Origin of the sequence: Actinomyces sp. 594, from assembly GCF_019325145.1 — a bacterium.
Taxonomy (GTDB): domain Bacteria; phylum Actinomycetota; class Actinomycetes; order Actinomycetales; family Actinomycetaceae; genus Actinomyces.
The window spans coordinates 61,538-84,088 of record NZ_PIZC01000067.1 but is presented as its reverse complement, the minus strand read 5'-3'; the positions used below and the strand labels follow the sequence as shown (position 1 = coordinate 84,088).

11 protein-coding genes are annotated in these 22,551 nt (G+C 72.0%); all 11 read right to left on the bottom strand.

The features are described 5' to 3' along the window. Positions 1 to 99: 99 nt before the first annotated feature. Complete coding sequence (locus tag GZ998_RS12120) at positions 100 to 9,576, bottom strand: type I polyketide synthase (protein WP_219109989.1); 9,477 nt, start codon at positions 9,574 to 9,576, stop codon at positions 100 to 102. A gap of 53 nt (positions 9,577 to 9,629) precedes the next feature. Further along, on the bottom strand, positions 9,630 to 11,198 hold the full coding sequence (locus tag GZ998_RS12115) for an acyl-CoA carboxylase subunit beta (RefSeq protein WP_219110066.1): 1,569 nt from the start codon (positions 11,196 to 11,198) through the stop codon (positions 9,630 to 9,632). A gap of 62 nt (positions 11,199 to 11,260) precedes the next feature. Then, entirely contained in the window at positions 11,261 to 13,126 is a 1,866-nt protein-coding gene (locus GZ998_RS12110) for a biotin carboxylase N-terminal domain-containing protein (protein WP_308807252.1), read from the bottom strand. A gap of 222 nt (positions 13,127 to 13,348) precedes the next feature. Then, on the bottom strand, positions 13,349 to 14,023 hold the full coding sequence (gene rpe / locus GZ998_RS12105) for a ribulose-phosphate 3-epimerase (RefSeq protein ID WP_161924046.1): 675 nt from the start codon (positions 14,021 to 14,023) through the stop codon (positions 13,349 to 13,351). Positions 14,024 to 14,049: 26 nt separating this feature from the next. Further along, the gene (locus GZ998_RS12100) at positions 14,050 to 15,543 is read right to left on the bottom strand and encodes an RsmB/NOP family class I SAM-dependent RNA methyltransferase (protein WP_238994154.1); all 1,494 of its coding nucleotides are present in this window, start codon (positions 15,541 to 15,543) and stop codon (positions 14,050 to 14,052) included. 8 nt (positions 15,544 to 15,551) lie between these two features. After that, positions 15,552 to 16,505, bottom strand: coding sequence for a methionyl-tRNA formyltransferase (fmt, locus tag GZ998_RS12095; protein WP_162678534.1), 954 nt, complete (start codon positions 16,503 to 16,505; stop codon positions 15,552 to 15,554). A gap of 4 nt (positions 16,506 to 16,509) precedes the next feature. Continuing rightward, complete coding sequence (locus tag GZ998_RS12090; protein WP_219109988.1) at positions 16,510 to 17,172, bottom strand: HAD family phosphatase; 663 nt, start codon at positions 17,170 to 17,172, stop codon at positions 16,510 to 16,512. A 32-nt stretch (positions 17,173 to 17,204) separates the two neighbouring features. Beyond that, positions 17,205 to 19,286, bottom strand: coding sequence for a primosomal protein N' (locus tag GZ998_RS12085; protein WP_308807250.1), 2,082 nt, complete (start codon positions 19,284 to 19,286; stop codon positions 17,205 to 17,207). A 23-nt stretch (positions 19,287 to 19,309) separates the two neighbouring features. Continuing rightward, on the bottom strand, positions 19,310 to 20,515 hold the full coding sequence (gene metK, locus GZ998_RS12080; RefSeq protein WP_162678535.1) for a methionine adenosyltransferase: 1,206 nt from the start codon (positions 20,513 to 20,515) through the stop codon (positions 19,310 to 19,312). 173 nt (positions 20,516 to 20,688) lie between these two features. Continuing rightward, on the bottom strand, positions 20,689 to 22,005 hold the full coding sequence (gene coaBC, locus GZ998_RS12075) for a bifunctional phosphopantothenoylcysteine decarboxylase/phosphopantothenate--cysteine ligase CoaBC (protein ID WP_162678536.1): 1,317 nt from the start codon (positions 22,003 to 22,005) through the stop codon (positions 20,689 to 20,691). A gap of 44 nt (positions 22,006 to 22,049) precedes the next feature. Further along, positions 22,050 to 22,457: a DNA-directed RNA polymerase subunit omega gene (gene rpoZ / locus GZ998_RS12070; protein WP_162678537.1), complete on the bottom strand. Its 408-nt coding sequence runs from the start codon at positions 22,455 to 22,457 to the stop codon at positions 22,050 to 22,052. Positions 22,458 to 22,551: the final 94 nt, after the last annotated feature.

Genomic DNA, 22,551 nt, shown 5'->3' with positions numbered 1-22,551 from the left:
TGGCCCCGGGAGCCGTAGCTCCCGGGGCCACCACTTCTACCGGTCTCGGCACGTCATGAGTGCCGGTCTCGGCGTGCTACTAGGGCCGGTTTCGCGATGTCAGGCGCGCTCGCCGGTGTGGTAGACACCGTCGGCACCGAGGCGGGCCTCCGGATCCAGCAGCATGGCGGCCTCAACCTCATGCGGGTCACGACCCTTACGCTCCTCGCCCAGGCGGCGGCCGTCGATCTGCTCGAACAGCGTGGCCCTGCCGATCATGCCGGCACGGCGCTGCCGGGTGCCGGCGGCCAGGCGCCGGTTGGCGGAGGCCACCCAGGCGTCCACGGCCTCCTGACCACTCTGCGCGCGCAGGGCCGCCTCGAAGGCACCGGGGTGCACCAGGGCGATCAGACCGGACACGTGCCCGAATCCGAGGCTGGTGAGCAGGCCGGCACGCACCGGACCCGCACCCGGGGTGCGCCCGTCCGCGCCGCCGCGGCCCGCCACCCGGATAGGAGTGCGCGGCCATACCCAGAAGGCGTCCTTCTCGAGCGGGGCGTCAACCACGTCGAGGCTGGTGTTGCCGGGAGCCACACCGGTCGCGAGGATCTCGGCCAGGCCCGCCACCTGGAACACGGCGGCACCGCCCTTGGCATGCCCGGTGATCGTCTTCTGGGAGACGGCCACCAGCGGGTTGCCCTCGGTGCGGCCGAGCGCGCGCGCCAGGCGCGTGTGCAGCTCGGACTCGTTGGGGTCGTTGGCGCCCGTGGAGGTGTCGTGCTTGGACACCACGGCGATGTCGTCGGGCTCCACACCCAGCTTGGCCAGGGCCCTGGCCAGGCGGGAGTCCTTGCCGCCGCGTCCCGCACCGAGCGCTCCCAGCCCGGGGGCGGGGATGGAGGTGTGGGCGCCGTCGGCGTAGGAGGAGACGAAGCCGATCACGCTGGCCACCGGCAGCCCCAGGCGGGCCGCTACCGAGCCGCGCGCCAGGATCACCGTGCCGCCGCCCTCGGCCTCCACGAAACCGCTGCGGCGGCGGTCGTTGGCGCGGGAGAAGTGGCGGGCGGAGATGCCCTTGGCGTACATGGCCGCAGCCTCGGCGGTGGCGTTCATGTTGCCGAAGCCCACCACCGACTCGATCGAGATGTCGTCGATGGCGCCGGCCACCACCACGTCGGCCTTGCCGAGTGCGATCTTGTCCCAGCCCTCCTCGATGGACACCGCGGCGGTGGCGCAGGCCGACACCGGCTGCACCATGGAGCCGTAGCCACCGATGTAGGACTGCATCACGTGCGCGGCCACCACGTTGGGCAGCGCCTCCTGCAGGATGTCGCTGGGGCGCTCCTCATCCAGGAACCGGCCCACGAACATCTTGCGCATGGACTCCATGCCGCCGAAGCCGGTGCCCTGCGTGGAGGCCACGTCGGAGGGGTGCACCGCCGCCAGCAGCTCCGCCGGGGAGAATCCGGCGGACAGGAACGCGTCCACAGCGGTGACCAGGTTCCAGGCGGCGATGGTGTCCATGCCCTGTGCCATGGATGCGGGGATGCCCCAGCGCTCCGGGTCGAAGTCGACCGGGAACTGGCCGCCGACCGTGCGCGACAGCGTGGCGCGGCGCGGCACCCGGGCCAGCGAGCCGGCCAGGCGGGTGACGGTCCACTCCCCCGTGGGGGCGCCGTCCACCAGCTCCGGTGCCACCAGCGTGTGCTCGGGGTCGGTGACCTCAATGGTGCGGGCGGTCGCCTCATCTGCCACGGTCAGGGTGATGTCGTGGTCGAGGTAGACGGCGACCTCCTCCGGGCCCTCCGTGGCGATCACACCGTCGTCAACGAACTCGCGGATACCGCAGCGGGCGACGACCTCGTCCCGGTAGCGCGCGTGGATGTCGGACTCGTCGACGAACTCCCCGTCGGTGTCGTACCAGCCGGCCTTGGGGCTGTCCTGCCAGGTCAGCAGGCCCATGCCCCAGGCGAGCTCCAGCACGCCCGCAGCGGTCAGCTCGACGTCGTCCCCGACGGTCATGCCCAGCTCCGCCTCGCGGCGGGTGCGGCCCGAGCCCCAGGTCGAGACCTCGCCGGTGGACACGACCACCACCAGGTCGTCCAGGTCGGCGTCCACCTCACCCCAGTCGGGCGCGGTGGGCTGGGTGGGCACGTGCGGGGTGGGCAGCGCCTTGATCGTGGCCTGCGGCTCAGGCTCCGGCTGCGGCGCGGGGGCAGCGGCACGCGCGCTCTCACGCAGTGCCACCAGGTCCACGTCATCCCCCAGGCCACCGGTCAGGTCGGCCTGCACGGGCGCCTGCGCGGCGCGGCCACGCACCTGCGTGGTGCACAGCTCAACGAGCTCGGCGGCAATCTCCTGGGTGGACCAGGTGCGCACACCGGCGGCCTCGACGGCCTCCACCAGCGGGTCATTGCCACCCATCAGGCCGGTGCCTCGCACCCAGCCGATGCGCGGGTGGGCCAGCGTGACGCGCCCGGACCAGTTCTTCTCCGCCCGCCAGCGGTTCACCACCGCATCCAGGGCAGACTTGACCTCGCCGTACGCGCCGTCGCCACCGAAGGTGCCGCGGTTGGGCGAGCCCGGCAGCACCACGTGCAGACGGTGGTCCACGTGGGTGTCGGTGCCGATGGCAGACAGCGCGGCGATGGTGCGCTCAACGCTCCAAAGCAGCAGACGGGTCTGAGACTCGGCGGCCGGGCCGGCGTCGGCCAGGGTGCCGACCACACGCGGCGCCGCGAAGGGGAACAGCAGCGTCGGTACCAGAGCCTCCTTGACCAGCTTGGTCGATCCACCCGAGGTGACCACCTGGTCGTTGCCGATCCAGTCGGCCAGGGCATCCACGTCCCGGTAGGAGGCCAGGTTGGCGGGCACAATCCACAGGCGGGCGCCGGCGGAGGCGTGCTCGCGGTACAGGCTGGTGGCGAAGGCCAGCCGCTCGTGCGTCAGGCGGGAGCTGGTGGCCACGACGGTGGCACCACCCGCCAGCAGCTCGCCGACCACGGCGGCCGCGATCGATCCGGGGGCCACCCCGGTGACCACCGCCACGTCATCTGCCCAGCGCACGCCGGCCGCTGAGGCGGTCGGCTTCTGCGCGGCCGCGGCGGCGATGGCCTCGGCGATCTCGGCGCGCTCGGCCAAGTCCGCGGCGGTGCCGGCCGCGCGCAGCTGGCGCCCCCACCAGGCGGCCTGATCTGCGACCGCCGAGCCCAGGCCGGTGAAGCGCTGCGGAGCCAGGAGGCTCTTCGCCTCTTCCAGGTCCATTTCCCCGTTGCCCAGGCGGGCCAGGTCCTCGCGTGCGGAGGCCCAGCGGTCGTCAATGAGGACGGCGCGGTCCGCTGAGAATGCCGGGGTCACGGACTTGATCCAGCCGGAGCCGAGTTCGGCGTCGATCGCTTCGACGGCGGCGCGGGCGGCGGCCGCCTCGTCACCGGCGTCGGCGGGCACACTCGTCTTGTCCGCCAGGCCGAGCGCATCCAGGAGAGTGCGGGCCGTAGTGGCCAGGACTCCGTCTGCGCCAGTGACCTGCGCGGAGAACGCATCCAGGGCGGCGGAGTCAACGACCGCTCCCCCGGCACCGCCGGCGCTGGGCATGGCCACGGTCACGCCGTGGGCGGCGGCAACCGCCTGCACCGCGGCATCGACGAGTGCGTCCACGGCGCCGGCGTTGGTCAGTGGGGCCGAGGAGCCCAGCGTGGCCAGGTCCTCGCCGCGCATGGAGGCGCCCTCGCGAGTGCCCAGGAAGATCTCCGCAGTCACGTGCGAGACCCAGCCGTCACCCAGGCCCCAGGTTCCGGTCACGCGGTCGGCGATGCGGCCGGCGCGCACCCCGGAGGGGCCGAGAATCCGTCCCAGCCCGGTGCGGGTGGCGTCCGCAAGCACGGGGCCGAAGGCCTTGTAGCCGGGGGCGCCCTTGGCGACGATGCCGGCCAGGGTGCCCATATCGGCGTCGGCGGCACCGTCGATGCTGGCCAGCTGCAGCTCGGTACCCAGGTCCATCAGCAGCTGGTTGCGGCGGGAGGACACACCGTTGGTCAGCGACTCAGTGGTGTCGGTGGGCGCGATCTGGTCGGGACGGATGCGGGCGGCGTGGGCCAGCAGCACCGTCAGGGCGTCGGTCGCACCGAAGGGCAGGTCCGCAACCGGTCCGGCAGCGGCCGGAGCAGCCGCGGCGGGGGCGGCAGGTTCCGGCTGGGCCGGAGCCGTCGCGGGCGCCGCCGGGGCGGCGGCCTCCTCCGTCGGGGCGGTGGTCGGCGAGCTCTCCTCGGCCGCTTCGGGCAGCTCGAAGCTCTCCTCCTCCAGCCCGGCGGCCGGATCGGTGTCGGTGGCCAGCACGCGGGCCTCATCGCGGCGGGCATTGTGCACCACCACGTGCTTGCCTGCGTGCCGCGGCAGAGCCAGCGTGCGGGAGGCGAGGTTCGCCAGCGTCGGGGAGGCCGCCAGGCCGACCTCGACGACGTGCTCCACGCCCAGGCCGCCCTGCTCGGGGGCGTCCAGCAGCAGGTCCTGCGTCTCGATCCAGCGCACCGGGGAGGCGAACTGCCAGGCCAGCAGCTCCACCAGCAGCTGGCGGCCAAGCTCAGTGGGCCGGTCGGCCCACTGGTCCCAGTCGTCCAGGATCTCGCGCACCGGCTCGGAGGGGACCACGTCCAGGATGGCACGGGCGAAGTCGCGGGTCAGCGCGAAGGGACGGGCCACCAGGTTGGGCACGTAGCGACCCACCAGGCGCTCCACATCCAGGTCCGCGGGAATCAGCGCCAGCAGGCGCTCCCGGAACTCCGGTACGCCGGGACGCAGCACCTCCGAGTGGAAGGGCACGTCAATTCCGGGCACGTACATGAAGGGGTTCTTCCCGCCCCGGGCGGCCGCCTTCTCGCGGGCATCGGCGGCAAGCGCCTCCAGGCCCTTGATGGTGCCCGCGACGGCGTACTGCACGCCGGCGAGGTTGTAGTTCACGATCTGCAGGAACTCCCCGGAGGCCTCGGAGACCTCGCGGATGTACTCCTCCACGGCGTCGGCGGGGATGCCCGCCTGGTTGGGGCGCAGGGCTCCCATCCGGTAGTTGGAGGCGCCGGTGGCGTCACGCGGCACCAGGGAGTGCATGGTGGACCCGCGCTGGAAGACGATCGAGATCGTCGTCTCCACGGACATGACGCGCCCGTATGCGCTCAGGGCGGTGTACTCGCCCAGCGAGTGGCCGGCGAAGGCGGCCGACTCCACCAGGGCGCCGGCCTCGGCCAGGCGCGCCGTGGTGGCCATGGCCACGGTGGCCAGGGCGACCTGCGTGAACTGAGTGAGGTTGAGCAGGCCGTCGGGGTGGCGGTAGGTCACGCCGCGGGCGGTCATCTCCGTGGGGTTGTCGCGCACCAGCGCGATCACGGAGAAGCCGAGCTCGGCACGGGTGTGGGCGTCCGCCCGCTCCCACACCTCCCGGGCGGCCTTGGAGCTGCGCATCTCGTCCAGACCCATGCCACGGGCCTGGATGCCCTGACCGGGGTAGACGTAGGCGGTCGGCTCGGGCTCGGTCACCGCGGTGCCGCGGGAGACGACCTCGTCGCCGATGCGGCAGGTGACCTCCAGGACCACGCCGCCGCCGACCACCAGGCCGGTGCGCTCCACGCTGATCTGGACGTGGTCCCCCAGCTCGACCGGGCCGTGCATGGTGTAGGTCCAGCCTGCCAGCACGTGCCGCGTGCCGTCGATGGCGGTGGCAGCCGCCGTCTGCTGCGCAGTGGCGGACAGCCACATGCCGTGCACCAGCGGGGCGTCCATGCCGGCGACCTTCGCGGCGTGGTAGCTGGTGTGGATCGGGTTGAAGTCGCCGGTAACCCGGGCGAAGGCCGTCATGTCGCTCGGGGCCGTCACTGTGATGCGGCGCAGCAGGCGGCGGGCGGCCGGGACGGTCGCCCTGCCGGTGCCGCCGGCCTGCTCGGGAGAGCTGGGCACGGCGGTGCCGGAGGCGCGGCCGCGGATGGCGAAGCGCTCGCGCATGAACGCCACCAGGCTGCCGTCGGTGGTGTCCGTCAGCTGCAGGCGCACGTCGACGACGCGGCCCGCGCTGGACTCCTCCAGCCCGGCGACCCAGCCGTCGGCCTGAATCACGCAGTCGGGGCCGGCCTGCTGCACCAGGTCAGCCAGGGGACGGCGCAGGTCAATGGTGTGGTCCAGGTGGACGGCGCCGAGCAGGCCCTCAATCAGCGGCATCCCGTCCTCTACGACACTGCCCAGGGCTGCGTAGACGACTGGCCAGCAGGGGCCGAGCAGGGCGTCGGGCACGAGCGGCGCGGCGGCCAGGGTGGTGGGCAGGGCCGCGGCCGTGACCGCGGCGTGGTCCGCACCCAGGGTGTCGGCCAGGGTGAAGCGCGCGTGAACGGTGCCGAAGGGCTGGTGGGCCTCACGCCCAAGCGCGTCTACGGCGCCGGCCTGCGGGGGGATCACCTCGGGCAGCTGCTCCACCAGGTCACCGGTGATCGACACCGCGCCCACACCTGCAGTGTTGCGCAGCAGGTCGTTCATGGTGTCGCTGATACGGCCCGGGTCCACGAAGGGGGCGGCGCCGTCCCAGGCGCGTGCCAGCCGCAGCGGCACCACCAGCCGGCGCACGGCGTGAATCCCCTCACCGCCGGGCGTGCCGTCCCAGTGTGTGTCCAGGGTGATGTCCAGGTCGTAGGCGTCCTCGGCGACGTCGGGACGCGCAACCACCCGGTAGGCGTCATCGGTGAGCACCCGGGCGGGGTTCACGGTCAGGTGCCCGTTCCACAGCACGTGGGGCGTGGCCCGCACCAGCTCGGTGGCATCGGCCACCGGGCGCGAGCCAGGGGCGCAGGACTCGCCCAGGCGTCCGGCGGCCGGAGCCGCCTGCTCGCCGGCATCCCGCAGGGCATCGATCACGGCCGTCTCGAAGCGGCCCAGCAGGTGGCCGACGGGCTCGTTGATGGTAGTGATGCCGGCCACCGACACCGGGCCGGGAATGATGCGCACCTGGTCCGCGGTGTAGCGGGGGTCCTGGGACTGCCACAGCGAGTCGGTGCCCCACCAGCGCAGGATGTCGGCGTCGAGCACCGGAACGAAGGGAACCGGCTTGGGGTGCTTGCGGCACAGGTCGACGAACCAGGCGGCGTCGGAGGGCTCCACCATGGTGGTGGCGGCCGCCGGGTACCGCTCCGCCAGCGCTGCCAGCGCGGCGTCGGAGTCCAGGACGTCCTCCTCGCCGGCGAACAGGGTGGGGATCTCCCCGTGGTCGGCGTCGCTCACACGCGCCTCAATGCGGTGCAGCAGGTCCAGGAAGCGGTCGTACCAGCCCTCGTCGGCCCAGTCCGCGCGGGTCGCGGGGCGGCCGTCGTGCGGGGCCACGCACAACTGCGCGTACCGGGTGGCCCACTGCAGGTAGCTCATCTGCTCGACATCGCCGAAGTAGGGCTTGGCGGTCTTGGCCAGGGCCGCAATGACCTCCTCGCGGCGGGCCGTCATGGCGGCCTCGTTGCCGGCGATCTCCTGAATGAGCCGAGAGGCGCGGGCGGAGGAGTTGTCGATCTCGTACAGGTCCGCACGCAGGTGGGACAGTCCCGAGGTCATACCGCCCGCGGAGGCGCCGGAGGCAACCCATCCGCCCTCGTGGGCGGGGTCGATTCCAGGCGTGTCCACCAGCAGCTGCTTGACGTCCTCGTTGGTCTTGGCCTCCAGGGCGGTCATAGCCGCGGTACCCACGCACACGCCGTCAACCGGGGCCGCCGCCGTGCCGTAGGCCTCGGCCCAGCGCCCGGTGATGTAGTCGGCGGCGCGCTCGGGGGCGCCGACGCCGCCGCCGACGCACAGCACGATGTTGTCCACGGCGCGAATGGAGTCGTAGGTGGCCAGGAGCATCGTGTCCAGGTCCTCCCACGAGTGGTGCCCACCCGCGTGCCCGTCCTCGATCTGCATGATCAGCGGCACGTCCGGCACCGCCATGGCGATGGTGATCACCTGCCGGATCTGGTCGACCGTGCCCGGCTTGAAGGCCACGTAGGGGAAGCCCTCGCCACGCAGGCGGTTAATCAGGGTGACCGCCTCATCCAGCTCGGGAATACCCGCCGAGATGACGACGCCGTCCACCGGGGCGCCGGCGGCGCGCGCCTTGGAGAGCAGACGCTGGGTACCCAGGTGCAGGTTCCACAGGTAGCGGTCCATGAACATGGCGTTGAAGGCGGCGGTGCGGCCCGGCTCCAGGGCCTCCTCCAGGCCTTCCAGGTTGTCGGCCAGCACCTTGGCGGTGGTCTGTCCGCCGCCGGCGAGCTCCGCCCAGTAGCCGGCATTGGCTGCCGCCGCGACGATCTCCGGGTCCACAGTTGTGGGGGTCATACCCGCCAGCAGGATCGCGGAGCGGCCGGTGAGCCGGGTGAAGGCGGTGTCCAGGGTGATGCGACCGTCGGGCAGCTGCGTCAACCGCGGCGCGAAGCGCGCCCGGTCTACCGTCGGCGCCGGCGCGGCCCCCGGGCGGTCGAGGTCGTCAATGTTCTGGGAGGTGCCGGCGGGCACCACCGTGGTGCCGGTGCCGGCCACGACCGGCTCGGTCAGCCGGGAGAGCACAGTCCCGGGACCGAGGTCGAGGATCAGTCGGCGCTCGCCCCCGGCGAGGGCCTCATGCACCGTGGCGGGCCAGTCCACCGGGTCGATCAGCACGGCGACGGCGAGCTTGCGGGCCAGGTCCTCGTCCAGCCCGGCCCGGGCAGCCCACGCAGCCACATCGTCGACGGCGCTCGCCAGAAGCGGCGTGTGGAAGGGCACCGACGTGGTCAGGAACTCGGTGATCGGGTTCAGGACGGCGCCGCCGCGACGGCGCTCCTTGCGGTCCTGCTCGGAGCGGCGGGCTGCCGCCTCCAGAGCGGTGACAACCCGCTCCAGGTCACTGGGGCGGCCGGACAGGATGTGCGCCTGGCGCCCGTTGATCACGCCGACGGAGAGCTCGTGCGCGCCGGGCACCTGGGCCAGAACGCCGTCGAGGACTGCACGGGTGACCCCCCGCACCGACAGCATGGGAGTGGTCTCCCCCACCGTGCCCAGGTTGAGCCGACCGGTGGTGCGGGCCGCGGCGGCACCGATCAGACGGGCAATGGCGTGCGCCTGCACCACCCCGGCGGGAGCCGGTGACTCGTCCCCGTCCTGGCGGGCGCGGCGCAGCGCCTCGAGCAGGGCGACGCCGAGCACTCCCTGGGAGTGGCCGATGACAGCATCCGGGCCGCTGGTGCCGACCGGATCGATGCCGGCTCCGGGCAGGCAGGACAGGGCCGCATGCTGGGCGAACAGGATTCCGGGCACGGACACGTCCGCACCGTCCGCGCCGCCGCGCCCGGGTGCCGGGGCAACCGGCGCACCGGAGGAGTCGAAGAAGCGGGAGCCGCGCGGGGTGATGGTCAGCAGGTCGGTGGCCACCGGAGCGAGTCGCTCGGCGACGGCGGCGTCAATCGCCACCAGCTCGGTGGCGAGATCACGATCCAGTCCTGACAGTTCCTCCAGCGTGGTGCGCCAGGGAGTGGCCTGGCCACCGAAGGCGAGTACGTAGGCCTCGCCCCCGCTTAAGCGTTCGGCGACGGTATCTGGGTTGGTGGGCTGAGTGGTCATGCGGTCCTCGGTTGTTCGGTCGGGTGAAGAGGTCTGAGAGTTGGAGCTGTAGGTCATAGTGGGCCGTTGTCGTGCTTCTTGGCGGGCGTGCGACGCCCGTCGCGCTTATCGGCGAGGGCGGCCAGGGAGTCGACGATCACGGTGCGCGTGTGCTCGGGAGCGATGACGGCGTCAATCTCTCCGATGGCAACCGCCTTGTCAGGATTGATGACCGTCTCGGTGTACTCGTCGACCAGGCGCTGCTGCTCGGCGGCGGCGGCCTGCTCACCGGCCTCCTCACGCACCTTGCGCAGCTCGCGGCGGTGAATGATCCCCACGGCTCCCTGGGCGCCGAGCACAGCGATCTCAGCGCCGGGCCAGCAGAAGTTGAGATCCGCACCGATCGCCTTCGAACCCATCACGATGTAGGCGCCGCCGTAGGCCTTGCGCAGGACCACGGTTACCAACGGCACCGTGGCGGAGGCGTAGGCGTTAATCACCTTCGCGCCGCGGCGGATGATGCCGGCGTGCTCCTGCTCCGCCCCGGGACGGTAGCCGGGCACGTCCACGAAGGTCACCACCGGCAGGCCGAAGGCATCACAGAACCGGACGAAGCGCGCCAGCTTCTCCGAGGCGTCCACGTCCAGGGTGCCGGCATCCACCAGCGGCTGGTTGGCGACCACGCCCACGGGGAGCCCCTCGAAGCAGGCGAAGCCGACCACGACGTTGGCGGCGAAGTCCTCCTGCACCTGCACCAGCTCCCCATGGTCTACCAGGGCGGTGACCACGGCGGTGACGTCGTAGGGCTGGCGGGGCGAGGCCGGCACCAGCTTGCCGACCTCGGCGGCGGCGTCGCGGTCTGCCGCCCGATCGGCGTCCTCGTAGGCGTAGCGGGGCGCCTCCTGGTCGGATGAGGAGGGCAGGTAGGCCAGCAGGGTGCGCACCTGCGCCAGGGCGTCGTCCTCGTCATCGGCCACGTAGTGCACCACCCCGGTCACCGAGCCGTGGATGTCGGCCCCACCGAGCTCCTCCGCACTGATGCGCTCGCCGGTGACGGCGCGTACCACGTCTGGGCCGGTTACGAACATGTGGGAGGCCTCGCGGGTGGCGATGACGAAGTCCGTCAGGGCCGGGCTGTACACCGCGCCCCCGGCGCAGGGCCCCAGGATGACGCTGATCTGCGGCACCAGGCCGGAGGCGGCGCAGGTGCGGTTGAAGATGCGGCCGTACTGCCGCAGCGCGGCCACGCCCTCCTGGATCTTGGCGCCGCCGGAGTCGATCAGGCCGATCACCGGTATGGACAGGCGCAGGGCGTCGTCGAGCAGGCGCACGATCTTGTCACCCTCGACACTGCCCAGGGCGCCGCCGGAGACGGAGAAGTCCTGGGAGTAGACGGCAACCTGGCGGCCGCCGATCTGCCCGAAGCCGGTGACCACACCGGACGGGCGAGCGCCCTCGCCTGCGCCGGAGCCGGAGTAACGCCCGATCTCCAGGAAGGAGTCCGCATCCAGCAGCATATCGATGCGCTCGCGGGCGGTTTGCTTGCCCTTGGCGTGCTGGCGGGACGCGGCTCGCTCCTCGGCCTCGGCGTCGACGCGGGCGATGCGCTCCCGGAAGGCGGTCGTGGCCGGCGAGGCCGCCATCGTGGCTTCCGGCGCGGCGGCATCCGCGACGGCGCTGGTTGCTGCAACTGCTTCAGCCATGCTCAGTCCTCCTGCTTGGACTCGGAATCATCACGGATATCACGCATCCGGACCAGGATCTCCCCGGCGGACACGGTGCGCCCGGCGCTAACGGGGATGTCGGCAACCGTGGCGTCATCCGGGGCGTGCACGTAGTTCTCCATCTTCATGGACTCCAGTACCACCAGCAGGTCGCCGGCGCGCACGCGCTGCCCCGGGGACACGCAGATACGGGTCACAATGGCCTGCATGGGTGCGGCGATCGCGCCGGGATCTCCCCCCTGCGCGCTGCTTGCGGTCGTACCGCGGCCGCGGCCGTTCCCGCGCCCGCGCAGTGGCTGCTGCGCCAGGTTGGAGCCCCCTGGATAGCCTGCTCCCAGGCGGCGGTTGTGACCGCCGAGAATGCCGTCAGGGACAGTCACCTGCAGGCGCTGGCCGTTGACCTCGACCACGTAGGTGGACCGCGTGCGGTGGCTGTCCTGCCCCGTGCCGTCGGCGGCACCCGCGGCGGGTGCGGCGGCACCGGAGCGCAGGCCCGGCAGAACCGCCTCCTCCAGCCAGCGGGTGGTAACCCCCAGCCCGCCGTCGGCGTCGGGCCGGGTGAACTCCTCGCGTTCCAGCACGTGGGCGTGCAGTGAGGCGCAGACGGTCACGCCCTCCACGACCGTCTCCCTCAGGGCCCGCCGCGCCCGCCGGATGGCCTGGTCGCGGTCAGCCCCGGTAACCACGATCTTGGCGAGCATCGGATCGAAGGTAGGGGTAACCGTGTCCCCCTCAACCACTCCGGAGTCGATGCGGACTCCGGGACCCGCCGGCCAGCGCAGACGCGTAATCGTGCCGGTGGACGGCGTGAGCCCCTGCGCGGGGTCCTCGCACGTGATCCGCAGCTCCAGGGAGTGCCCCCGCGGGGCCGGGACGTGGCCCAGGTGCCCGCCGGCCGCAATGCGCAACTGGGTCTCCACCAGGTCCACGCCGGTGACCTCCTCGGAGACGCAGTGCTCGACCTGCAGACGGGGGTTGACCTCCAGGAACCACAGCTCGCCGGCGGGGGTCAGGAGGAACTCGCAGGTCGCCACGCCTACGTAGTCAACGGCGTCCAGCAGGCGCTTGGAGGCCTCGTGCAGGCGCGCCTGAACATCGTCGGGCAGAAAGGGGGCGGGTGCCTCCTCGAGGAGTTTCTGGTTGCGGCGCTGCAGGGTGCAGTCGCGGGTGGAGACGACGGCGAAGGCGCCGTGGGCGTCACGCGCGCACTGGGTCTCCACGTGCCGGGCGGCAGTGACGAAGCGCTCCAGGATGAGCGTGCCGACTCCGGCGGCGGAGTCGAAGGCGGGCGTGGTGCGCACAGCCTCATCGTCGGCGAGCACGGTGATGCCCCGTCCGCCCCCGCCGTCGGTGCGCTTGAGCGCGACCGGGTAGCCGTGTGTCGCGGCAAAGGCGATGACGGCCTCAGGATCGGTGACCGAGTCGGTGATACCGGGGACGGGCTCGACGCCGGCTGCGACCGCAGCGGCGCGGGCACTGAGCTTGTCGCCCAGGGTGCGCATGGCTGCGGGTGAGGGCCCCACCCAGGTCATGCCGGCGTCCGCGACCGCCTGCGCGAAGTCGGCGTCCTCTGACAGGAAGCCGTAACCGGGGTGAATGGCGTCGGCGCCGGTACGGCGCGCAAGCTCGATGATGGCCTCCGCGTCGGTGTAGCCGGATCCGTCCGGGAGGGCGTGGGCCTCGTCTGCAAGCTCCGCCGCGGGACTCATCAGGTCCTCTGGCGTGTAGGGCAGGATCGAGATGCCGCCGAGGTCCCTGACGGTGCGTGCCACGCGCAGGGCGATCTCGCCGCGATTAGCGATGAGGATGCGGTTTAGGGGGCGTACTTGGCTCGCGGCAGCGGTCACTGGGCGGCTCCTGGGGTGGGCTGGCAGGTGTGGGCGGGCCGGTTCGGGGCATGTCCACGAACCGACGCGGACTCGCGTTTGCCTACAAGTCTCGAGCGAGACATTATCGGGCATGACAGGCGAATCCCGCCGTACCTCAACGATACGGCTGGGGACTCACAGGAGCCTATTGTGGAAACGCAACAAATCCTGTCCGTTACCTTGAAAGTGGCAGCGGGCGTGTCAGCCGACGTCCGAGTGGGTGTGGGCGGCGGCACGCGCCCGCAGCGACGCCACCGCGCCGGCCGCGTCCTCGGCCCGGTAGACCGCGGATCCGGCGACGAACACATCCGCGCCTGCTTCCGCGGCGCGCACGATGGTCTGCTCGGTCACGCCGCCGTCGACCTGAATACGCAGCTGCTGACCACTGCGGCCCACCATGCGGCGGGCCGCGGCGATCTTGTCCAGCATCGGTTCCAGGAGCGACTGCCCGCCGAAGCCGGGCTCAACAGTCATCAGCAGCAGCAGATCAAGCTCTCCCAGCAGCGGCTCCACCGCCGTCAAAGGGGTCGCCGGGCGCAGGGCGAGGCCGACGCCGGCCCCCAGCCGCCGCAGCTCCCGGGCCAGGCGGAACGGTGCGCTGGTCGCCTCGATGTGGCTGGTGACGATGGCGCATCCCGCCTCGGCGTAAGCGGGCGCCCAGCGGTCAGCGTCGGTGATCATCAGGTGCGCGTCAACCGGGAGCGCCGTGTGAGCAAGCACCGACTCGACCAGGCTGGGGCCCCCGAACTGGTTGGGCACGAAGTGGTTGTCCATGATGTCCACGTGCAGGCCGTCCGCGGTACGCACCCGGTCCAGCTCGGCGGCCAGACGCAGCTGATCGGCGTTGAGGATGGAGGGGTGGATCGCCGGGGTCATATGGGCTCCTTGGCTCGCGGGACTAGTCATACGGTACGCCGCAGCAGGGCGCAGAACATGGCGTCGGCACCGTCCAGATGGGGCCAGGTCTGCAGTGCCTCCCGGTCGGCTGCTGCTGGGGCCTGCGGGGACACGGCCGCGGCCAGGCGGCCGGCGTGCAGTGGCTCCAGGGTGATACCGGAGCGGGCCACCTGCCTGGTCACGTCACGCACCACCAGGTTCGTCTCCAGTACGTGGGGCGTGCAGGTGACATAGGCGATTACGCCGCCCGGACGCACGGCCGCCGCAGCGCTGGCGAGCAGCTCGCGCTGCAGCTCGGCCAGCGCGGCCACATCCTGGGGCGTGCGCCGCCAGCGCGCCTCGGGACGGCGCCTGAGGGAGCCCAGTCCGGAGCAGGGCGCGTCCACCAGGACACGGTCGTAGGCGCCGGGCTCCTGCCGTCCGATGTTCCGCCCGTCGTCGGCCCGCACCTCCACGACGCCTTCGGGCAGGGCACGCACGGCCGCATCCACCAGCCGGGCGCGGTGGGCGGCAACCTCGTTGGCGACGAGCCTGGCACCGCGGCCGGCGGCCAGAGCCCCCAGCAGGGCGGCCTTGCCGCCGGGGCCGGCGCACAGGTCGAGCCAGCGCGCGTCGCTGCCCTCCAGCGGCGCCTCGGCCAGCATCAGCGCCACGAGCTGGCTGGCCTCGTCCTCAACGCCGGCGCGCGAGTCCCGCACCGCCTCTATGCGTCCGGGATCGCCGCCGGACAGGACCAGCGCGTAGGGGCTCAAGCGCCCGGGACGCGGCTCCTCCCCGGTGGCGGCGTGCACCTGCGCGGCGAGCTCATCCACGCCGATCAGCCCCGGCCTGGCGCACAGCGTGACCTGGGGGTCGGTGTTGTCTGCATCCAGCAGGGCCTCCAGCTCATCGCCCTGGTTAGGGCGCCCGTTCACCTTCAGGGCCTGGCGCATGGCCTTAACCACCCAGACGGGGTGCGAATGTGTGCGGGACAGGGCGGTGAGGGCGTCCGGGGCGTCGGCGCGCAGGCGGGCCAGCCACCCATCCAGGTCTTCCTCGCTGATGCGGCGCATCACGGCGTTGACGAAGCCCGCGGCGCCGCGGCCGGCACTGTACGCGGCCAGGTCGACCGTGGTGGATACGGCGGCATGAGTGGGCACGCGCATGCCCAGGAGCTGGTGCGTCCCTAGTCGGAGCGCGTCCAGCACAACCGCATCCACCCGCCCCAGGGGCCGGTCTATGCACATCCCGATAATCGCGTCATAACGGCCCTGGAGGCGCAGGGTCCCGTAGGTCAGGGCCGTGGCGAAGCCGGCGTCGCGTCCCTCGAGCCGAGCCTGGTCGAGAATCTCGGGCAGTACCAGGTTTGCGTAGGCGTCGTCCTCGCGCACCTTGGTAAGCGCGTGCAGGCAGGCCAGGCGAACCGGATCTACCGCGGGCCCGGTCGGCACGGGGGTCGTGCCTCGGCGAGTGCGCGGCCGATCCGCTGCCGATACGGAGCGGCGGTCCGGGCGGGTCATGTCATCTCTCATTCGTCGGCGTCCTGTGGTAGTTCTCCGAGCACGGTACCGGGTGCGGGGCGGGCGCCGCGGGCCCAGGCGTCGGCATCCATCCAGTTCCTCCCGGCAGGTGCGACCCGGCCCAGCCTGACCTGGCCGGCCCCGGTGCCCACGCGCACTTCCCGCTTAGTCACTTGCAGCGTTCCGGGGGCGAGCCCAGCGGCGTCGGGGATGGGGGTCACCGGTCCCAGGCGCATGCGGGCGCCCCGGTAGCTGGTGTGGGCGCCCGGCGCCGGGGTTACGCCCCGGATCAGGCGGTCAATGGCGGCGGCACTGTCATTCCAGTCGACGCGCCCGTCGGCCGGCGTCAGCACCGGGGCGTAAGTGGCGGTGTCACCGTCCTGCGGCTCGGGGCTCACGGTGCCGGCCTCCAGGCCGGCCAGGACCTCACGCAAAAGCGGCGCCCCGGCGTCGGCGAGGCGTTCAAGCAGGGCGCCTGCGGTGTCATCGGGCCGGATCGCCTCGGTTATGCGCGCGTACACCGGGCCGGTGTCCAAACCCTCCTCAAGGCGGAACACGCTGGCTCCCGTGATGTGGTCCCCGGCGATCAGGGCGCGCTGCACCGGGGCGGCACCGCGCCAGGCCGGAAGCAGGGAGAAGTGCAGGTTGATCCATCCGTGCACGGGCACATCCAGCAGCGCGGCGGGCACGATCCGGCCGTAGGCGACCACCACGGCAACGTCCGCCCGCAGGCCGCGCACCCATGCCTGCGTGTCCTGGTCGCGCAAGGTGGCGGGGGTGCGCACCTCCAGGCCTGCCTCCCGGGCGGCTGCGGCCACTGGCGAGGGATGCAGGGTGCGCCCACGCCCCCGGGGGGCGTCGGCGCGAGTGAGCACCCCGACTACCTCATGCTCGGGTGCCTGGGTCAGTGCCCGCAGCGCGGGCAGGGCCGTTTGTGGGGTTCCGGCGAACAGAACGCGCATGGGGTCAGTCTAGGGGCGCCGGCAGCAGACCCTGCTCAATCAGGACGGCGCGCAGCGTGCCGGCTCCGGTGAAGCGGTGGGCGCGCATGCCCACCGCCCGTGCTCCCTGCACGTTGGCTGCGGAGTCATCGACGAACAGGGTACGTTCTGCGGTCAGCCCATAGCGGTCCAGCAGCAGGTGGTAGATGGCGGGATCGGGCTTGACCAGGTGCTCGCGCCCGGACACGACGACGCCGTGGAAGCGGTCCAGCAGGGGTGACAGGTGCCGGGTGGCATCGAACAGCACGTCGTTGAAGTTGGTCAGTGCGTACAGGGGCACCTCGGCCCTGAGCAGGTCCTCGATGACGGCGGCCGTACCGGGCACCGGGCCGGTCTTGGTGTCGCTGAAGTGGTCCCAGTAGGTGCGCAGCATCCGGGGCCACTCGGGACGACCGGGGCGAGTGGCGCAAAGCTGGTCCAGGACCTGCTCCAGGGGCGCGCCGGCGTCCAGCAGGGTGTTCCAGCGCGCAAACTCCCCCGTGTCCACGAACTCCCGCCAGTCGCGCAGGGGCACCCGCCCGGCTACCGCTCCGACGGCGTCCCAGGTGTAGATGACGTTGCCGTAGTCGAAGACGACGACGTCTATGCCGCTGCCAGGGGCGCCGACGGGGATCGTGTGGACGGACATGGCAGGAGCCTCCCACAGTGCGCCGGCAGCTGCTACCACAAAACGGTCGGGTCGAGCTCGACGCGGACGGGATCCTCCCGCCTTACCGACGCCTCCCGCACCTGCAGTCGCAGGAACTCGGCCAATTCGCGCCCCCGCGGCAGGGGCGTGCGGATGAGGCCCCGCGTGGCCTCCGGCTCCGGCTGCGCCTCCGGGGCGCCGGGACCGCCCGCAGCACGGGCGGGGACCGCGACGGGCCCCAGCACCTCAAAACCAGCCGCCCGCGCCCGTTCGAAGATTCCCTCCAGGCGGGAACGCGGGCCGTCCACGCGGGCGGCGCGCCAGCCCGGCGGCAGGTGCAGCTGGGCCCGCTCCTCCAGCTCGCGCCGGGCGAACCCCGCATGGTCCCACCGCACCAGTGCCTGTGCCACCACCGGATGGGGGCGGCCCAGGACCATTACCCGCGCCTGCGGATCCGCCAGTACAACGGCATTCGTCCAGTGCCGCAGGGCCTGGCTGGAGGCACCCAGCTCGGCGCGGGCGGACAGCGCCGCCCCGTCCAGCAGCAGCACTGCCCGGTAGCCGCCCTCGGCCACCGGCTCCGCCCCCGGGGTGGCGATCACCAAGCGCGGGCGGGCGTCTACCGTGGCGATCACCCCATGGTCCTCACGTGCGCCGGAGGTCACGACGGGGGTGCCCGGGAAGGCCCGGCCCAGCTCCTCCGCGGTGCGGGTGGTACCTACCTGCACCATGCGTAAACGCCGGCTGCCGCACGTGGGGCAGCGCCAGTTCGCGGCCGTGCGTGCGCACCAGCGGCAGGTGATCGTCCCGTCCCGGCCCATGGCCAGCGGTCCGGAGCAGTAGCCACAGCGGGCTACCTCCCGGCAGCGGGAGCAGGCCACCAGCGGTGCGTATCCCCCGCGTGGCACCTGTACCAGCACCGGACCGTGCGCCAGGGCCGCACGTACAGCCCGGTGGGCCAGGGAAGGGATGCGGGCGCCGCCGGAGGGGCCCTCCGCCTCAAGCTCGGGGGCGCCGGGCACCTGCACGCGCGCTACGGCGGCGCGCACCGTCTCCCGGCGGGCGTGAAGATCAACTGCCCAGCCCTGCTCCACATAGGCCTGGGCCTCAACCGAGCGCGTATACCCGCCGATCAGCAATCCGGCTCCGGCCGAGCCGCTACGCAGCGCCAGCACGGTGCGGGCATGGACGTAGGGGGCGTGTAGCTCATCGAGCCGGTCATCGCCGTCGTCCCAGATGACTGCCAGGCCCAGATTGCTAACCGGGGCGAAGGCGGCCGCGCGGGTGCCAACGACTACGCGGGCCCTCCCGCTGAGCGCGCGCAAGAATGCCCGGTAGCGCCGAGAGGGGCCATGCTCAGCGGACAGGACCGCTACGCTCTCTCCCGCCAGGGCGGAGCTCAAGTCCGCGGCCACGGACTCGGCGCGCTGCGTCGTGGCGAGGAGCACCAGTACGCCGCGCCCGCTGGCCAGCGTGGCCCGGGCGGCGTCGGCGAGCAGAGTGGTCCAGTGCGCCACCTGCCCGCGGCGACCGGGAAGAGCGGTCCAGACGGCGCGTGGGGCGCGGCCGGCGCCGAGCTCCCGCAGGAAGTCGGGACCGCCGTCGTAGACCGCCCAGGCATCGGTGGACGGCGGCAACCACTGCGGCAGCTGCGGAGTCGGCCGCTCACGCTCCTCGCGCTCGGTGGTGGCGTGCCGGGCCGGGACGGCCAGCCGGACGACATCGGAGCGCACCCCGGCGCTACGTGCCGCCACCAGTTCAATCAGTCGCATCGTCTCGGTGGTCAGCACCGGCAGGTCGTAGACGACCCGGCGGATGGCGGCGAGCCTGCCGGGGTGGGTGGTGGTGCCTGCACGCTCCCAGATCCAGCCGTGCATGTCCTGCCCACCGAAGCGGACGACCACGCGTGTGCCCACGCCTGCGGCGACGTCGAGCTCGGGCGGCACCAGGTAGTCGAATAGCCGGTCCAGGTGGGGCACGGCGGTCTCCAGCAGCACGCGCGCCACGGGCAGCCTCACTCCCGCGGCCGTCACGCGGCGCACCGCAGTCGCCGGGGCGTCCAGGAGCGAGCCCTGCTGCGCCTGCGCGCCGGGTACGCCAACGCCCGGGACCACGACCGCTCCCCCGCCTGAAGTCCTCAGCAGGCGGCGCGTAGAGCCGCGGCCCGGTCGGTGTTCTCCCAGGTGAACCCCGCACGGCCGAAGTGACCGTATGCGCTGGTGCTCCGGTAGATCGGCCGCAGCAGGTCCAGATCGCGCACGATCGCGGCCGGCCGTAGGTCGAATACTTCCTCGATGGCGGTGGTGATCCGCTCCACGGGCACCTGCTCGGTGCCGAAGGTCTCCACGTACAGTCCCACGGGGCGCGCGGATCCGATCGCGTAGGCAATCTGTACCTCGCAACGGTCTGCCAGTCCCGCGGCGACCACGTTCTTCGCGACCCACCGCATGGCGTAGGCGCCGGAGCGGTCCACCTTGGAGGGATCCTTGCCGGAGAAGGCGCCCCCGCCGTGACGGGCCATGCCCCCGTAGGTGTCCACGATGACCTTGCGACCGGTCAGGCCGGCGTCACCGGCGGGTCCGCCGATCACGAACTGGCCGGAGGGATTGACCAGGACCTCGGCGTCGGCGGTGGCAAGCCTCAGGCCCTTGTCCTCCTCGGCGTCCAGCACGGGGCGGATCACCTCCTGGTTGACCGCGTCTGTCAGCCAGGCCCGGCTGCGGTCCGGATCGTGCTGGGTGGACACCACGACTCCTCCCAGCGAAACCGGGGTGGCACCGTCGTAGCCGATGGTGACCTGGGTCTTACCGTCCGGCCGCAGTCCGTCAATGATGCCCCGCTTGCGCACGTACGCCAGGCGTTCCGCCAACCGGTGGGCCAGGTGAATCGGCAGCGGCATGAGCTCGGTGGTGTCCGTGCAGGCGTAGCCGAACATCAGCCCCTGATCGCCGGCTCCCTGGAAGTCCAGGGGGTCCAGGTCCGCGGCGTCGCCGCGCACCTGCAGGGCCTTGTCCACGCCTGCGGCGATGTCGGGTGACTGCTGGCCGATTGAGATCGACACGCCGCAGGAGGCGCCGTCGAAGCAAACCTCGGAGGAGGTGTAGCCGATGGAGACGATCTCGCTGCGGACGATGTCGGGGATCTCCACATAGGCGCTCGTGCTCACCTCGCCGGCGACGTGCACGAGCCCGGTGGTGGCCATGGTCTCCACAGCAACATGCGCGGCCGGGTCCTGGGCTAGGATCGCGTCCAGGATCGCGTCCGAGACGCGGTCGCAGATCTTGTCCGGGTGCCCCTCGGTGACGGACTCGGAGGTGAACATGCGGAGGGAGTTGGATGCCATAAGCGGTGTGGTCCTTGCTAGTTGGTGGGTGCGTGGTCGCGGGGTGGATGATCGAGTGATCGGATATTCGGAGTTGCCTCCTTCGCCCCACCAGAGAGGCTGAGGATACCAGTGGCAGCAGGCACCGCTCTCACCGCCCCGGACGGCGCCCCGCCGACCGGGGTCGAGCGCTGTCAGCGCCCCAGGCGCACCGCGATCATCTCCATTAGCACCGTGGCAACCTCCTGCTTCGAGCCGCTGGCACGGCCGACTTCCCGGCCGGCGGCATCGAGGACCACAACGGTGTTGGGGACGTCACCAAAACCCGTGTGCGTGCCGACGGCGTTGACGGCCAGCAGGTCGGCGCCCTTGCGGCGCGCCTTGGCGGCGCCGTGGTCCAGCACGTCGCCCTCGGCGTCACCGGTCTCCGCGGCAAACCCGACCACAACGATGGGTGCGCCGTCACGGCGCGGTGGATCCGTTACCAGCTCGGCCAGCACGTCGGGATTCTCCACCAGCGCGATTGTCGGGACGCTGGGCGCGGCCTCCTGCTCCGGCGCGGCCGACACCGCGAGCGGGTGCTTCTTGAGCTTGGCTCCGGCCACGGCTGCGGGGCGGAAGTCGGCCACCGCGGCGGCCATCACCACCGCGTCGGCATCCGCTGCGGCGGCGCGCACCGCATCACGCAGTTCCAGGGCGGTAGTCACGGGGACTACCTCTACCTGTGCCGGCAGCGCCGCCAGTACCTGCGAGTCAACGTGTGCGGACACCAGGGTCACGCGTGCACCGCGGGCCGCAGCGGCGCACGCGACGGCGGCTCCCTGGCGCCCCGAAGAGCGATTGCCCAGGTAGCGCACAGGATCCAGAGGCTCACGGGTTCCGCCTGCGGAGACGACCACGTGCCGGCCGACCAGGTCGGGTTGTGCACGGGTGTGCGCGGTGTCCAGCACGGCCAAGGCGCGGGACACGATGACCTCCGGCGCGGGCAGGCGCCCCGACCCGTAACCGGAGCCGGTCAGCGGCCCACTGTCAGGGTCTATCACGGTTACGCCGCGGCGGCGCAGCGTCGCCACATTCTCGCGGGTGGCCGGGTGGTTCCACATCTGCGTGTGCATCGCCGGGGCCATCACCACCGGCGCGGTGGTGGTCAGCAGGGTAGCGGTGAGCAGGTCGTCCGCGCGGCCCGCGGCCGCCCGGGCGAGAAGGTCGGCCGAGGCCGGCGCCACCACAACCAGTTCAGCCCACTCCCCCGTCTCCACGTGCGCCACTGCGGCCGGGTCCTCAAAGACACCGGCCTGCACCGGGGATCCGGTCACGGCGGACAGTGCCGGCGCGCCAATGAAGCGCAGCGCTGCCGCCGTGGGCACGGTGCGCACCTCGTGCCCGGCAGCGCGCAGCAGCCGAATCACCGAGGGCGCCTTGTATGCAGAGATGGATCCGGATATCCCCACGACGACGCGCAGTGCCCGAGGCGCGCGGGCGCCTCGGGCACTGGGGAGTTCTGCGTTCATGGCAGGTACGGCTGGCCGACTAGTGGTCCTGGAGCAGACTGCCCTCAGAACTGGATGTCATCCAGGCCGGTGGCGGATCCGGTCTCCTCCTGGCCGCCGAGATCCAGCGGGGTGTCCAGGGAGATGTCGGAGAACATATCGGCCTCGGCGGCGCGGCGGGCCTCCTCTGCCTCGGCACGGCGGGCGCGGGCCTCGTCCCCGGGAATGACCTGGAGCTTGCTCGCGGCGACCTCGCGCAGTGCGACGCTCAGGGCCTTCTCCTCGGTCTCCGCCTCCACCAGCGGCCCGAAGTACTCGAACTGGTTGTCCTCCAGCTGCTGGGTGTAGCTATTGATCTGCCGGGCACGCTTGGCGGCCTCCACCACCAGCCCGTACTTGGAGTCGACCTTCTCCAGCAGGTCGTCAATGGGAGGGTTGGTGATACCCTCGGGGTCAGCGGAGGTTCCGAGCATGTGCTTGTCTCCCAATGTGATTGCTACCTGATTGTGGTCCCGGTATGTGCGGGCGCGGCCGCGGTTACAGGCTACCGCACCGCGAGCACCCTAT

What these genes read in the sequence shown, in the direction of transcription:
- GZ998_RS12120 (WP_219109989.1), bottom strand. Translation starts at nt 9,576, where the DNA reads ATGACCACTCAGCCCACCAACCCAGATACCGTCGCCGAACGCTTAAGC.
- GZ998_RS12115 (WP_219110066.1), bottom strand. Translation starts at nt 11,198, where the DNA reads ATGGCGGCCTCGCCGGCCACGACCGCCTTCCGGGAGCGCATCGCCCGC.
- rpe (WP_161924046.1), bottom strand. Translation starts at nt 14,023, where the DNA reads ATGACCCCGGCGATCCACCCCTCCATCCTCAACGCCGATCAGCTGCGT.
- GZ998_RS12100 (WP_238994154.1), bottom strand. Translation starts at nt 15,543, where the DNA reads ATGACCCGCCCGGACCGCCGCTCCGTATCGGCAGCGGATCGGCCGCGC.
- fmt (WP_162678534.1), bottom strand. Translation starts at nt 16,505, where the DNA reads ATGCGCGTTCTGTTCGCCGGAACCCCACAAACGGCCCTGCCCGCGCTG.
- GZ998_RS12090 (WP_219109988.1), bottom strand. Translation starts at nt 17,172, where the DNA reads ATGTCCGTCCACACGATCCCCGTCGGCGCCCCTGGCAGCGGCATAGAC.
- metK (WP_162678535.1), bottom strand. Translation starts at nt 20,515, where the DNA reads ATGGCATCCAACTCCCTCCGCATGTTCACCTCCGAGTCCGTCACCGAG.
- coaBC (WP_162678536.1), bottom strand. Translation starts at nt 22,005, where the DNA reads ATGAACGCAGAACTCCCCAGTGCCCGAGGCGCCCGCGCGCCTCGGGCA.
- rpoZ (WP_162678537.1), bottom strand. Translation starts at nt 22,457, where the DNA reads ATGCTCGGAACCTCCGCTGACCCCGAGGGTATCACCAACCCTCCCATT.